This window comes from Ornithinimicrobium sp. (assembly GCF_030537745.1).
Taxonomy (GTDB): Bacteria; Actinomycetota; Actinomycetes; order Actinomycetales; family Dermatophilaceae; genus Ornithinicoccus.
Map to the genome: position 1 here is coordinate 1 of NZ_JAUNVI010000070.1, position 13157 is coordinate 13157.

The window sequence follows — 13157 nt, forward strand, 5'->3', positions numbered from 1 at the left end:
CCTTGACCCCCAGTCAAGTGCGCTACCAAGCTGCGCCACATCCCGTTGTTCAGTTATCGGACCGTCACGAGACCCTCGCGACCAACCCACGAGCCCCTTGGGGCACCGACAAAAGATAACCCATGCTGGTCGCTCCCTCCCAATCCCCACCGTCCTGGTGTCGGACCACAGGCAGGTGCCGGTCGCTGCCCTGAGGCGCTCCTCCTGCGGGCGCGCTCAGGCTAGCGGCGTGCGCGCTTCTCGCGCACCCGCACGGAGATCTCGATCGGCGTGCCCTCAAAGCCAAACTCTTCGCGCAGTCGGCGCTCCAGGAAGCGCCGGTAGCCGGCCTCGATGAAGCCGGAGGCGAAGATGACGAACTTTGGCGGGCGCGTCGCCGCCTGCGTGGCGAACAGGATGCGCGCCTGCTTGCCACCCCGCAGCGGGTGCGGATGTGCTGCCACGATCTCGCCGAGAAAGGCGTTGAGCCTGCCCGTGGAGATGCGACGGTCCCAGGAAGCAAGGGATCGCTCCAGTGCCGGCTCCAGCTTGGCGACGTGCCGTCCGGTGGTGGCCGAGATGTTGACGCGGGGTGCCCACTGGATCTGGACCAGCTCGCGCTCGATCTCCCGCTCGAGGTAGTAGGTGCGCTCCTCGTCGAGGGTGTCCCACTTGTTGTAGGCGATCACGAGGGCACGGCCCGCGTCCACGACCTGCTGGATGACCCGGATGTCCTGCTCGGCGATAGGCTCGGAGACGTCAATCAGGACGACCGCGACCTCCGCCTTCTCTAGCGCCGTCTGGGTGCGCAACGACGCGTAGTAGTCGGCGCCCCTGGTCTGGTGCACGCGTCTGCGGATGCCGGCGGTGTCGACGAAGCGCCATTCCTTCTCGCCGAGCGTGATCAACTCATCGACCGGATCGCGGGTAGTGCCCGCCACGTGGTCGACCACGACGCGCTCTTCGCCTGCGAGTCGGTTGAGCAACGAGGACTTGCCGACGTTGGGGCGGCCGACCAGCGCCACCCGGCGGGGGCCGCCACGCGCGTAGGCACCGCTGACGCCCGAGACCTCCGGCAACAGGTCCAGGACGGCGTCCAAGACATCCCCCGACCCACGACCATGCAGGGCGGAGACGGGCCAAGGCTGTCCGAGACCAAGGGACCACAGCACGGCCGCGTCGGCCTCCTGCCGCTGGTCGTCGACCTTGTTGGCGACCAGGACGACCGGCTTCTTGGCGCGGCGCAGCAGGCGGACCACCTGCTCGTCGGTGTCGGTCGCACCGATTGTGGCGTCGACGACGAACATCACCACGTCCGCCAGCGCGATGGCGACCTCGGCCTGCTCGGCCACCCGCAGGTGGATGCCGGTCGCATCGACCTCCCAGCCGCCGGTGTCTACCAGGGTGAACTTGCGCCCGGACCAGTCGGCGTCGTAGGCCACCCGGTCCCGGGTGACGCCCGGAACATCCTCGACCACCGCTTCGCGGCGGCCCAGGATGCGGTTGACGAGGCTGGACTTGCCGACGTTGGGGCGACCGATCACGGCCACGACGGGGCGTGTGTCCGCCTCGTGGTCCTCGTCCTCGTCCAGGTCTCCGGCATCGACCAGAGCGAGATCGTCCTCGGAGAGCTCGAAGTTGTCCAGGCCAGCCCGAAGGGCGGTCTCGACAAGGTGGTCGTCCTGCGCGCTGTCTACCCCGATCTCGTCGGCGTCAGGATCTGCTCCCCCGGTCCACTCGACCTCGACCTCGTCGTTCGTGCTCATCCCTGTCCTCTCGCGACCAGCGCCTCGGTGCGAAGGCGCACCTGTCGCTTGATCCTGCTCAACATGCCCACCATGCCACGCAGGCGCAACGGTGAGACGGCTTCGCCCAACCCAAAACGGAAAGGCATATCTTCAGGGACAGCAAGGACCTCGTCAGCGCTGAGGCCGTCGAGTCCCACGTGCAGAATCCCGGCGAATCCACGCGTCGTCGGGGCTTCCGGCGGGGCGTCGAAGAAAAGGTTCACCGTGTGCTGCGCGTTGTCCTCGACCTCGACGACCAAGAAGAGCGCAGACTGGCATTCATCGACCCGCTCGAGCTTGTCGAGCTGGCCCACGTAACGCTCAGGGAGGGAGGGTAGGTCGTTGCTGAGCTCGAGGAGGAGCTCCAGCCGCTCTTGCGCGGTGACAGCATGGAAGTCCTCTGCCAGCTCGGCCAGGCCGCTGGGCAGATCGTCTGTCGAGACCATATTTTCAGCGCTCCACGGGGACGCCGACGGCATTGCCCCACTCGGTCCAGCTGCCGTCATAGTTGCGCACCTTCTCGAAGCCGAGCAGGTGCGTCAGCACGAACCAGGTGTGGCTGGAGCGCTCACCGATGCGGCAGTAGGCGACGACGTCATCGGAGGTCGTCAGGCCTTGCTCCTCGAGGTAGATCGCCTCCAGTTCTGCCCGGCTCTTGAAGGTGCCGTCCTCGTTGGCGGCGCGGCCCCACGGCACGGATCTGGCACCGGGAATGTGCCCACCACGCATGGCACCCTCCTGCGGATAGTCCGCCATGTGCGTCAGCTCGCCGGTGAACTCGCCCGTGGAGCGGACGTCCACCATCGGCTTGCCGATGTGCGTCAGCACCTCGTCCCGGAAAGCGCGGAACTGTGAGTCGTCCCGCTCGACTACCGGATAGTCCACCGGCGTCGGTGTCGGTCGCCAGGTGCTCATTTCGCGGCCCTCCGCGATCCAGGCGGCGCGACCGCCGTCGAGCAATCGGACGTCCTCGTGGCCGAAAAGGGTCATCACCCACAGGGCGTAGGCCGCCCACCAGTTGGACTTGTCGCCATACAGGATCACGGTCGTGTCGCGGGCGACGCCGCGCTCACCCATCACCTTGGCAAACTTTTCACCATCGACGTAGTCGCGCGTGACCTGGTCATTGAGGTCGGTGTGCCAGTCCAACTTGTGGGCGCCGGGGATATGGCCGGTGCTGTAGAGGAGGACGTCCTCGTCGCACTCGAGGACGACGATTCCGTCATCCTCCAGGTGCTCGGCCAGCCACTCCGTGGTGACCAGCTTCTCGGGGTGGGCGTAGGAGGCCAACCTCTCGCTGGAATCTGGAGCGATGCTCATGTCTCACGATCTCTTTCGGTAGGCAGTGTGCGCTGCAGTGGTGAGGTGGGAGTCGAGACCTTGCCGCGCACGACGTCGAGAACGGCCTGCACGGACTGCTCGAACGACAGGTCCGAGGTATCCACGCCGACGACGCCCTTCGCGGGCTCGAAGAAGGCACTCACTGCTGCGTCGTCGCGGTCGCGACGGATGATCTGATCTTTGGTGGCGTCTAACGCTTCGGCCGCCGCGCTGCCGTGCAGCTCGGTAGCCCGGCGCGCCAGCCTAGCCTCCTCCGAGGCCGTGAGCAGGATGCGGTGCTCCGCATCCGGCGCGACCACGGTCGTGATGTCTCGCCCCTCAGCCACCATCCCGCCGTGCTCTGTCCGAGCCTGCGTGATGAGGGCCCGCTGACGACTGGCGAGCTCAGCGCGCACGTCCAGATTGGACGCCACGGCCGAGACACGCGAGCTGATCCGCGTGGTGCGGATGTCGGTAGTGATGTCGGTGCCGTCCACGCGCACTGTTGCCTCGCCCGGGTCAGTGCTGATCTCCAACGGCAGGTCCCGGGCTGCCTGCGCGATCACGGCATGATCCTGCGGGTCGAGCCCGCGCTCCAGGACCCACCAGGCCAGTGCTCTGTACATCGCGCCGGTGTCCAGGTAGGCCAGCCCCAACTCACGCGCGACAGACTTCGACACCGAGGACTTTCCAGAGCCGCTCGGGCCGTCGATCGCGATGGTGAGGGGGTTACGGTGCACTCGACCAGACTATCTCGCGCCGCAGGTGGCCCTCGTGCCGGACCACGAGCCGGACCATGGCCCACGCTGACGCCGACCCGGCCGCGGGTCACTCACCGCCGGAGCGATAGAGCCGGGCGACCTCCTCCGAAGTGAGCACCCGATAGCGTCCTGAGCGGAGGTCGCCGAGCTGGATCGGGCCCACGCCGACACGGGCTAGCGCCAGCACCGGATAACCCACGGCTTCCATCATCCGGCGCACGATGTGCTTGCGTCCCTCGTGCAAGACGACCTCGACGATCGCACGTCCAGGCATGGAGTCGATGAGTTTGAAAGAGTCAGCCTTGGCTATCCCGTCCTCCAGCTCGACACCGGCCCGCAGGGTCCGTCCCACGTCCCTGGCCACGGGGCCAGCGACCTGTGCGACATACGTCTTGGGCACGCCGTAGGAAGGGTGCTGCAGCCGGTGTGCGAGGTCGCCGTCGTTGGTAAGCAAGAGCAGACCCTCGGTCTGCGCGTCCAGCCGCCCGACGTGGAAGAGCCGGTCGGAGAGATGACCGACGTATTCGCTGAGGTCGGGACGGCCTTCTTCGTCATGCATGGAGGAGACGACGCCGAGCGGCTTGTTGAACGCTAGGTAAACCTTGGAGGAGTCGACGACGACGCGGTCCCCGTCCACGTTGACCGTTTGCTTGGCCGGGTCGACCCGAACACCGAGCTCGGTGACGATCTGTCCGTCCACCTCGACCCGGCCCGCCTCGATCAACTTCTCGCACGCGCGACGGCTGCCGAAGCCGGCTGCCGCCAGGAGCTTCTGAAGACGGATCCCCTCGGGGTCGTGGACATCCAGCGGCGCAGTGCTCGACCCCCGGCTCCGTGCCGGCTTGGCCGGCGTTGTCGGCGACTGCGCACGTCGGCGCGGCGGTGTGGTCCCACCGGCTCGCCGCGGTCCCGCGCTGCCTCCCTGGGCGGCCGGGCGGGGCCGACCGCCACCGTCGCTTCCGCCGGGGCCACCGCGACGCCCGCGTCCGCCCTGTCCCGAGCCTGCGGCTCCTGCGCGTCCGCCATCGCTGCGATTACTCATGCCAGTCCTTCCCCGGCCAGCTCCTCGAGCACCTCTGCCGAGGGCAGGTAGGGCGCGAGCGCGGGCAGGTCATCGAGTGAGTCCAGCCCCATACGCTGGAGAAATAGGTCGGTCGTGCCGTAAAGGACGGCACCGGCCGTGGGCTCCTGACCGACCTCGGTCACCATCCCACGTGCGAGCAGGGTGCGCACCACGCCGTCCACGTTGACGCCGCGAATCGCGCCGATCCGGGCGCGGCTCACCGGTTGTCGGTAGGCGATGACAGCTAGCGTCTCCAACGATGCTTGCGTGAGTCGTGCCTGGGCTCCCCCGAGCAGGAAGCGCTCCACCACCGGGGCATAGTCCGGACGGGTATAGATGCGCCACCCGCCCCCCAGCCGGCGCAGCATGAAGCCACGCTGAGACTCGGCATACTCCTGGGCAAGCGTGTCAAGGATGGTCCCGACGTCTTCGACGGCAAGCTCGAGCGCGGTGGCTAGATCCTCCTCGGCGACGGGTTCGTCGACGACCATCAGCACGGCCTCGATCGCGGATCTCGCACCGCCGGGGAAAGCGTGAATGTCGAACGCGACCTGGTGTTCCTCGGCACCAGGTTGCGCGAGGGTGCTCGTTTCCTCACTCATGGACACGATTCTCCTGGCCTTCCTCATCGCGCTCGTCATCGTGGTCAAACTCCGCGCCGATCGCGACGTCTCCTTGCTGTGGTCCGGTCCACCGCACGACCAGCTCCCCGAGAGCCTCCTGCTGATCGAGCGCGACGACTGAGTCGCGGAAGAGTTCGAGGAGCGCGAGGAAGCGAGCCACGATGACCAACGTGGTGTCGGCATCGGCGACCAGGGAGCGGAAACTGGTGGCGCCGTGCGTGCGCAGCCGAGCCACGATGATCGAGGCCTGCTCCCGCACGGACACCTGCGGAGCGTGCAGATGGGAGACGCCGACCGCTGGCGGCGGCTTGGGGATCATCGCGCGGCCAGCGATCATGGCCAGCTGCTCAGGTGTGATGGTGAGAATGAGCTCGGGCAGCAAGGAGGCGAAGCGGTCCTCTACCCCGACGTCGCGCACGTAGATACGACCGGCACCCTCCATCCGCAGGCGGAGCTCGTCGGCCACCTGCTTGAAGGCGCGATACTGAAGAAGCCTGGCGAAGAGCAGGTCACGAGCCTCGATGAGGGCCATGTCTTCCTCGTCGTCCTCGCGCGCGTTGGGCAGCAGGCGCGCAGCCTTCAGGTCCAGGAGAGTCGCTGCGATGAGCACGAACTCACTTGCCTGCGACAGGTCCCAGTCGACCTTGGCCGCCTGCGCGGTCCGCAGGTGCGCGATGAACTCGTCGGTGACCTGGGCCAGCGAGATCTCCGTCACGTCCAGCTTGTGCTTGGCGATGAGGCCCAGGAGCAGCTCGAACGGGCCGGAGAAGGCATCGAGGTGGACCTCGAAGCTGCCGCGACTGCCGCTGAGGACTCCCCCCGGCGTGACCTCCGGTGCGGCCGTGGCCACGGTCAGGGTGCGCCGCCGCGCGAGATGAGCTCGCGGGCGAGCTGACGGTAGGCCTCGGCACCGGCATGCGTCGTGGCGTAGGTGGTGATCGGCTCGGCGGCCAGCGTCGCGTCCGGGAACTTGATGGTCCGGCTGATCACGGTGTGGAAGACGATGTCCTGGAAGTGGTCGACGACGCTGCGGACGACCTCCCGAGAATGCAGGGTGCGCCCGTCGTACATGGTCGCCAGGATGCCGTCGATCTCCAGGCGCGGGTTGAGGCGGTCGGTGATCTTCTCGATCGTCTCGATCAGCAGCGCTACCCCACGCATCGCGAAGAACTCGCACTCCAAAGGGATGATCACGCCGTGCGCGGCGGTGAGCGCATTGACGGTCAGGAGGCCCAGAGAGGGCTGGCAGTCGATGAGTACGACGTCATAGTCGTCCAGGACTGGCCGAAGCACCCGCGCCAGGATCTGCTCGCGGGCCACCTCGCCGACGAGCTGCACCTCGGCCGCGGAGAGGTCGATGTTGGCCGGCAGGATGTCGATCCCGGGGGTGCTGGTCTCCAAGATGACGTCGCGGACGTCGTGGCCGCGCTCAACCAGCAGGTTGTAGACGGTGATGTCGAGGTCGTTCGTCCGAATGCCGAACCCGACCGACAACGCACCCTGCGGATCGAAGTCCACCATCAGCACCCGGCGGCCGTACTCCGCCAGTGCGGCGCCCAGGTTGATGGCCGACGTGGTCTTGCCGACGCCGCCCTTCTGGTTGCACATCGCGATGATGCGCGCGGGCCCATGGCTGCCTAGCGGCTCCGGGACCGGGAAGTCGGGAAGTGGTCGCCCCGTCGGGCCGTTCTGGCCGACGCCCGTGGTCTCGGTGCCGGGCAGGCGGTCATGCGTGGCGTGTGCCTTGCCGTTCACGTAGTTCTCCAGCCTCGCTTGCCTCGTGGTCGGCCTCCCGCCGATCAACGAAACACTAACGGTTCGTCCGGCTGGAGAACCAGCCGGTCAACCTCGACCTGAGGTTGAGGTGGGGCCAGGCACGGACTCAGACGGCGGGAATCTCGAAGTAGCTGCGTCGCTCCGCGGCCCGACCGTCCGCGGCATACCTGATGAAGTCGGCAAAGCCCATGGAAACCGTCGAGCCATCCTTGAGGGTGCCGTCGAATCGGCCGCGGACCGCGGCCCGATCTCCGTCGATGAGGACCTCGTCCAGCGTGTGCGCGCCCGAGTCGATCATGCGGGCCTCACCGTAGAAGGCCTGTAACTCTGCGCGGCCCCGCATCGGGGCGTAGCCGGGCCGGTGATAGACGGCGTCCTCTGCGAACCAGTCGAGGACGCCAGCGAGGTCGTCGGCGTCCACGCTGCGGTAGTAGTTGCGGGTCTGTGCCAGGAGGTCCATGTCAGGCATCCTGCCGCCCGAGACGGACATCGGCACGTCGGAGGGCGGCCGTCACCGAACTGGTGCCGTGCTCGTCGGCGTCGGCCAAGACGGAGGCGACCCGGTCGCCGATCGCCTCGAGCTGATGCATCAACTCGTCCTCGTCCCAACCGACCTCGCCGGCGTGGACCTGCAGCACGCCGCCGGCGTTGGCGATGAAGTCCGGGACGAAGGTAATGCCACGCTCGCGCAGGAGATCGGCGACCGCTGGCGTGTCCAAGGTGTCGTTGGCCGCACCGGCGATGACCTTGGCTCGGACGCGGCCGACGTTTTCTGCGGTGACGACGCGGGCGATGGCGCACGGTGCGAAGACGTCGCAGTCCGCCTCGACCGCAGTCGACGCATCGGTCACGGTGCCGCCGATCTCCTGCGCAACGGCGCGGGCCCTGGCCTCATCGACGTCGGCGACCACGACCTTCGCGCCGTCGGCCGCTGCATACCTGGCCAGGTTGGATCCGACGTGCCCGGTCCCCTGGATCACGACCTTGACGCCGCTCAGGTCGCTGCCCAGCGCGTGCCGCACGCCTGCCCTCATCGCGGCGTAGACACCAGTCGCGGTGTAGGCGCCGGGATCGACGTCCGCGCAGTAGGCCTTGGCGCCGTGGTCCCGGATGAGCTGCATGTCGGAGATCAGCGTGCCCATATCGACACCCGGGATATAGCTTCCGGCGGTGCGAGCCAGGAAGTGCGCATAGCGCTCCATCAGCGCATTGCGCTGCGGTGTGCCCTCGGCCGGGATCGGGCCCGTGGCCATGATGACCGATTTGGCACCGCCGTAGGGCAGCTCCGCGAGCGCATGCTTGAGGGTCATCGCCTGCGCGAGACGCTGTGCCTCGGAGACCGCGGCGGCCACGCTCGCGTAGGGGCGCCAGCGGACTCCACCGAAACCGGGACCCAAGGTGGTGTCATCGATAGCGATCACCGCGCGCAGACCCACGCGGTCGTCTCGGCAGGTGATCACCTGCTCGGTGGCGAAGAGGTCAGGCTGCTGCAGGGCGGCGTCGTAGCTCATGCCAGCCAGTGTGCCCAACGTTTCCTAGCGGCGAGCCCTCGGGTGGGCCTGGGCGTAGACCTCACGAAGATGCTGGGTGGAGACGTGCGTGTAGATCTGGGTGGTCGTCACCGAGGCATGACCGAGCAGCTCCTGGACGACCCTCACGTCGGCGCCGCCGTCCAGCAGGTGAGTGGCGAAGGAATGCCGGAGGGTATGCGGTGAGATCTCGCCGTGCAGGTGGGCCCGCTCGGCAGCCGCCTTGATGGTGTTCCAGGCCGACTGTCGGGACAATCGGCCACCCCGGGTGTTGACGAAGACGGCGGGCGTGCCCGAACCCTTCCTGGCCAGACCCGGACGGCCTTGCACCAGCCACGCGTTGAGCGCGTCGCAGGCATAGCTGCCCAGCGGCACGATCCGCTCCTTGCGGCCCTTGCCGAAGAGGCGCACCACCGCCCCGGCACCCCCTTCGCGCCCCAGGTCTACGTCGTCCAGATCCAGTCCGATCGCCTCACTGACGCGGGCCCCGCAGCCATAGAGCACCTCCAGGAGCGCCCGGTCGCGCAGGGCGGCGGGCGTGCCACCGACCGCGGCGGCGCTCAGCAGCCGTTCCACGTCCTGCACGCTCAGCACCCTGGGCAGGCGACGCGGTGGGGTGGGTGGCTGCACCTGTTGAGCCGGGTCAGCGCTGACCTCACCCTCGATGGCCAAGAACCGGTGGAGTCCGCGCACCGCCACCACCGCGCGCGCGGCGGAGGTGGGCGCTAAGGGAGGATGCTCTGCGTCACCGTGACGCAGATGCACCAGAAAGTCGCTCACCTGCTGCTCCCGCACGTCCTCCGGTGAACCCACGCCCTGGCTCGCGAGAAAGTCGAGGTAGCGGGCCAGGTCACGACGGTAGGCAGAAAGCGTGTGCTCGGAGCGTCCGCGCTCGACGCGCAGGTGGTCCAGCCAGCCGTCCGCGGCCCGGCGCAGCGGGTCGCGGGTCGGCACCGGCTGGCCAGCATCGCTCACCCAAGGATCATCCCAGCGGGACAAGCGTCGCTGGGGACCGACTCGCTCCGGGGCGCCGACCGCAGTCCGACAGCGGTCCCTCGCTGGGTCGGGCGACGGTCAGTCTGTCGGATCCGGGCGACGACGGTCTGCCTTGATGCGGCCGCGGCGGGCCTTGGCCCCCAGGCGGCGATGCACCGCACCACGCGTGGGCCGGGTCGCTCGACGGGCACGCGGCCCGGGGGCGAGCGCGTCTCGCAGGATCGTCACCAGTCGGACCCGGGCGGCCTTGCGGTTGGCCAGTTGAGCGCGGTGCTCGCTGGCCACGACGGTGATCCTGCCCTCGACGAGCCGGTGCGAGAGTTGGTCGAGGAGACGTGCGCGCACCGTGGCTGGGACCGAGAGCGACTGCGCGACGTCGAAGGTCAGCTCGACGCGGGAGTCAGTCGTGTTGACGCCCTGGCCGCCGGGGCCAGAGCTGCGGCTGAAGCGCTCGACCAGCTCTCCCGCCGGGATGACGAGCCGTCGCGTGACGACGACGTCTGCGGTCACCGGGTGTCGGCTAGGCATGGGCGCTCCACATGAGGGCATCATCTCCTCATGCGCTGGTATGCGGACACTCCCCTACGTCGATCCCGTCAGGTCCTGGCAGACCTGGCCGTGCTCGGGTGGGTGATCACCTGGCTCTTCGTGGGTCGTGGGGTCTTCTCCCTGGTGACCAAGCTCGCCGCGCCGGCCGCCCCGCTGCGCGCAGCCGGGACCACGCTGCGGGACCGGATGAACGAGGTGGCCGGCAAGGTGATGGAGATCCCGCTCGTCGGGGATCAGCTGGACGCACCCTTCACCGGGGTCGCAGGGGTCGGCACCGACCTCGTGCAGGCCGGGGATGCGCTGGAGTCGTCGGTGCGGAGCGTGGCGTGGGTCGTGTCGCTGCTGTCCGCCGGGACCCCGATCCTCCTGGTGCTGCTGGCCTGGCTGGCCGTGCGAGTGGCCTTCGTCCGCAAGGCCTCGGCACTGGGTCGCGAGGTCAGCGACCCCCAGTCGCAGGAGCTGTTGGCCCTGCGCGCGCTGGTGCGCCAGGACCCTCGCACGCTGCAGAAGTTCTTCGACGATCCCGTGGCGGCCTTCCGGTCCGGTGACCCGGAGGCCCTGCGCGCGCTCGCTGACCTCGAGCTCGCGGCAGTGGGGCTGCGCTCGCGGCGGTGATCGTGAGGGCGACTGGCCACAGTGGTGCCCCGGGGCCTCCTCCGATCGACTTACCTGCGACGGCCGAGGAGGGCGCGCGCCTCACGACGGCCCTTGCGCACGGCGCGTCTCCAGCTGTCCCTGGGCGGGTGCGCGATCATCCAGCTCTGCAGCTCCTCCTGAGCGGCAGCACGGGAGGGCGCTGGGACGGTGACGTCGTAGCCTCGCACCGCTGCCTCCTCTCTGATGCTCATCGCCGCGGCAAACCGGTGCAGTCGCTCGGTGATCTCTGTGCGGTAGCGCAGCGGGAGGAGCTCAAGGCTGGGCTCGTAGGAACGGGTGAGCCATTCGAGAGGGTCGGGGCCGGACTTGGCCGCGACAAGCCGCAAGAGCGCGCTGCCACCCCTCTCGGAAAGGTAGCGGTGCGCGCAGTGGCCCAGCACTGGCTCGACCTTCATGGGCTCGCTGAGCAGGTGCTGGCGCGCCTCCGTGTCCCTCCACTGCCGCTCGAGCACCCGGTCGGTCGGCCATCGGCCGCTGACCGCAGCGGTCAGGAGCGTCTTGCGGGCGCACTTCGGGCATCGACCGCAAGGGCGCCCCAGGCGGGGTCCTCGCACGCAGGACTGCGCAGCCTCCCCCAGCGGGTGACGGTGGACGATGGCACTGGTCACGACCTCTGAGACCCCGGCGATGGGGATGCAGACCGGCAGACCGAGCGCCGCGAACACCGGCCCCCACTCGGCCACGAACGGCGAGTCCACGTAGTCACGGAACCTGCCCCGCTGCAGGCGGTAGGTGGCCTCCAGTGGGGCGCCCCAGGCGACGGCGTCCAACTGGTCGACGTCGGCGTGCAGCAGAAGCGGCACGGCGGTGGTCAGATCGTGCGGGAAACCCAAGGGATGCGCCAAATACTCCACGTCACTGGGCACCACCGTCACCGCATACCCGTGGCGGCGCACTACCTCGCACGACTGGATCGCGGCGCGGCCATCCATCATGGTGGCGCGTCGCTCGCCCTCCGGCGCCCGCCGACGAAGGTGATAGCTGTGCGTGGTGTCCGGCAGCACGACCAGGGCCGCGACGCTGTCCGTGCCACCGCTGAAGCACAGGCCGGGACGCCCGCGTGCGGGAACGGCGCGCGCGGGGCCGGTCCCGATGTTCGTCAAGATAAGGCGGGGGCCGGCGCGGACGGCGGCGGCCAACTCCGCACTCGCTGGCACAGAGCAGGAGAAGGGGGTGGCCCGACGCACCCACGGGCGAGCGCACAGGAGCGCGCTGACGACCAGGAGGTCGGGGTGGACCTGACCCGGATCACCATCGACGACGAAGCTGGTCGTATGCCGGACGAGCTCGCGTCCGGTGGCGACGTCACCGGCCTCCGGCTTGAGAGTGAAGGTGAGCCTGCCAGGCTCGTGCTCGACGTCGACGTGCATCAGGCACGCGCCTCGACAGTGACGCACGACCAGATCGGGTAGTCAGCGTTCGCCGATCTGGCACCGATCGTCGGTGTGGTGATGACGATCATCCTTACGGCTGCGTGCCGTGTCGCACGCGCAGGACGCTCTCGACGTCAGCCAGGGACAGGTCGCGGGAGCGCAGCAGGACCAGGAGGTGATAGATCAGGTCGGACGCTTCCCCCAGCAATGCGTCGTCATCCTGGGCGACCGCTGCCAGGGCCGTCTCGACGCCCTCCTCCCCCACCTTTTGGGCAATCCGACGAACGCCGGAGTCAAACAGGCTCGTCGTGTAGGACCCTTCGGGGAGCTGCGCATGGCGCCCCGCGATCAGCGCGTCCAACTCGGGCAGGAAACTCGAGGGTGGCGGGCCCTGAAGGTTGACCCGGTCCTCGCCCTCCACAGGCAACGCACGGGCATCGTCGAAGCACGACTCCTGCCCGGTATGACAGGTCGGGCCAGCCGGCAGGGCGCGCATCAGGACGGTGTCACGGTCGCAGTCGACGTCCACGGCAAGCACGCGCAAGGTGTTGCCGCTGCTCTCCCCCTTGGTCCACTGCGTCTGTCGCGTCCGGCTGTAGAACGTGGCCAGCCCCGAGGTCAGCGTGGCGCGCACGGCGGCCTCGTCCAGGTAGCCGACCATGAGCACCTGCCCGGACTCGGCATGCTGCACGACGCCAGTGACCAGTCCGCCCCCTTTGCGGTAGTCCAGATCGTCCGGCTCCA

At 68.6% G+C, this 13157-nt stretch carries 15 protein-coding genes; 1 reads left to right on the forward strand and 14 read right to left on the reverse strand.

What is annotated here, in order from left to right:
• Nucleotides 1-221: 221 nt before the first annotated feature.
• The 12 genes from der to arfB form a co-directional block, all read right to left on the reverse strand.
• Nucleotides 222-1745: a ribosome biogenesis GTPase Der gene (gene der / locus Q4P07_RS12220; RefSeq protein WP_303375194.1), complete on the reverse strand. Its 1524-nt coding sequence runs from the start codon at nt 1743-1745 to the stop codon at nt 222-224.
• On the reverse strand, nt 1742-2212 hold the full coding sequence (locus Q4P07_RS12225) for a SufE family protein (RefSeq protein WP_303375195.1): 471 nt from the start codon (nt 2210-2212) through the stop codon (nt 1742-1744). Before Q4P07_RS12225 ends, der begins: the two co-directional genes overlap by 4 nt.
• A 4-nt stretch (nt 2213-2216) precedes the next feature.
• Nucleotides 2217-3086, reverse strand: a complete 870-nt coding sequence (locus tag Q4P07_RS12230) for a sulfurtransferase (RefSeq protein ID WP_303375196.1) — start codon at nt 3084-3086, stop codon at nt 2217-2219.
• A complete protein-coding gene (gene cmk / locus Q4P07_RS12235; RefSeq protein WP_303375197.1) occupies nt 3083-3826 on the reverse strand; it encodes a (d)CMP kinase in 744 nt (247 codons plus the stop codon). Before cmk ends, Q4P07_RS12230 begins: the two co-directional genes overlap by 4 nt.
• Before the next feature lie 88 nt (nt 3827-3914).
• Complete coding sequence (locus Q4P07_RS12240; protein WP_303375198.1) at nt 3915-4889, reverse strand: pseudouridine synthase; 975 nt, start codon at nt 4887-4889, stop codon at nt 3915-3917.
• On the reverse strand, nt 4886-5512 hold the full coding sequence (gene scpB, locus Q4P07_RS12245) for an SMC-Scp complex subunit ScpB (RefSeq protein ID WP_303375199.1): 627 nt from the start codon (nt 5510-5512) through the stop codon (nt 4886-4888). Before scpB ends, Q4P07_RS12240 begins: the two co-directional genes overlap by 4 nt.
• Nucleotides 5505-6383 carry a ScpA family protein gene (locus tag Q4P07_RS12250; protein ID WP_303375200.1) on the reverse strand — a complete coding sequence of 293 codons (879 nt, stop codon included), beginning with the start codon at nt 6381-6383 and terminating at the stop codon, nt 5505-5507. The genes scpB and Q4P07_RS12250 overlap by 8 nt, the downstream gene beginning before the upstream one ends.
• A gap of 2 nt (nt 6384-6385) precedes the next feature.
• Entirely contained in the window at nt 6386-7255 is an 870-nt protein-coding gene (locus tag Q4P07_RS12255; RefSeq protein ID WP_303375207.1) for a ParA family protein, read from the reverse strand.
• A 160-nt stretch (nt 7256-7415) separates the two neighbouring features.
• Nucleotides 7416-7769 (reverse strand): nuclear transport factor 2 family protein, encoded by a 354-nt coding sequence (locus Q4P07_RS12260; RefSeq protein WP_303375201.1) that lies wholly within the window; start codon nt 7767-7769, stop codon nt 7416-7418.
• A 1-nt stretch (nt 7770) separates the two neighbouring features.
• Nucleotides 7771-8820 carry a Glu/Leu/Phe/Val dehydrogenase dimerization domain-containing protein gene (locus Q4P07_RS12265; RefSeq protein ID WP_303375202.1) on the reverse strand — a complete coding sequence of 350 codons (1050 nt, stop codon included), beginning with the start codon at nt 8818-8820 and terminating at the stop codon, nt 7771-7773.
• Between the two features lie 24 nt (nt 8821-8844).
• Nucleotides 8845-9813, reverse strand: coding sequence for a site-specific tyrosine recombinase XerD (gene xerD, locus Q4P07_RS12270; protein ID WP_303375203.1), 969 nt, complete (start codon nt 9811-9813; stop codon nt 8845-8847).
• 99 nt (nt 9814-9912) lie between these two features.
• Nucleotides 9913-10362 carry an alternative ribosome rescue aminoacyl-tRNA hydrolase ArfB gene (arfB, locus tag Q4P07_RS12275; RefSeq protein ID WP_303375204.1) on the reverse strand — a complete coding sequence of 150 codons (450 nt, stop codon included), beginning with the start codon at nt 10360-10362 and terminating at the stop codon, nt 9913-9915.
• Between the two features lie 30 nt (nt 10363-10392).
• Between arfB and Q4P07_RS12280 the strand changes: the two genes are divergently transcribed.
• Entirely contained in the window at nt 10393-10998 is a 606-nt protein-coding gene (locus tag Q4P07_RS12280) for a hypothetical protein (protein ID WP_303375205.1), read from the forward strand.
• A 50-nt stretch (nt 10999-11048) separates the two neighbouring features.
• On the opposite strand, the gene Q4P07_RS12285 is transcribed toward Q4P07_RS12280, so the two are convergent.
• Nucleotides 11049-12410: a DUF6395 domain-containing protein gene (locus tag Q4P07_RS12285; RefSeq protein WP_303375206.1), complete on the reverse strand. Its 1362-nt coding sequence runs from the start codon at nt 12408-12410 to the stop codon at nt 11049-11051.
• Between the two features lie 94 nt (nt 12411-12504).
• Nucleotides 12505-13157 (reverse strand): bifunctional phosphoribosyl-AMP cyclohydrolase/phosphoribosyl-ATP diphosphatase HisIE (hisIE, locus tag Q4P07_RS12290; protein WP_368660278.1); only part of this gene is annotated, 653 nt, incomplete at its 5' end.

Excerpts from the sequence above, each read along its gene's own strand:
- Q4P07_RS12240 (WP_303375198.1), bottom strand. The coding sequence starts at position 4,889 with ATGAGTAATCGCAGCGATGGCGGACGCGCAGGAGCCGCAGGCTCGGGA.
- Q4P07_RS12260 (WP_303375201.1), bottom strand. The coding sequence starts at position 7,769 with ATGGACCTCCTGGCACAGACCCGCAACTACTACCGCAGCGTGGACGCC.
- Q4P07_RS12285 (WP_303375206.1), bottom strand. The coding sequence starts at position 12,410 with ATGCACGTCGACGTCGAGCACGAGCCTGGCAGGCTCACCTTCACTCTC.
- Q4P07_RS12265 (WP_303375202.1), bottom strand. The coding sequence starts at position 8,820 with ATGAGCTACGACGCCGCCCTGCAGCAGCCTGACCTCTTCGCCACCGAG.
- der (WP_303375194.1), bottom strand. The coding sequence starts at position 1,745 with ATGAGCACGAACGACGAGGTCGAGGTCGAGTGGACCGGGGGAGCAGAT.
- Q4P07_RS12230 (WP_303375196.1), bottom strand. The coding sequence starts at position 3,086 with ATGAGCATCGCTCCAGATTCCAGCGAGAGGTTGGCCTCCTACGCCCAC.
- Q4P07_RS12280 (WP_303375205.1), top strand. The coding sequence starts at position 10,393 with ATGCGCTGGTATGCGGACACTCCCCTACGTCGATCCCGTCAGGTCCTG.
- Q4P07_RS12225 (WP_303375195.1), bottom strand. The coding sequence starts at position 2,212 with ATGGTCTCGACAGACGATCTGCCCAGCGGCCTGGCCGAGCTGGCAGAG.
- arfB (WP_303375204.1), bottom strand. The coding sequence starts at position 10,362 with ATGCCTAGCCGACACCCGGTGACCGCAGACGTCGTCGTCACGCGACGG.
- scpB (WP_303375199.1), bottom strand. The coding sequence starts at position 5,512 with ATGAGTGAGGAAACGAGCACCCTCGCGCAACCTGGTGCCGAGGAACAC.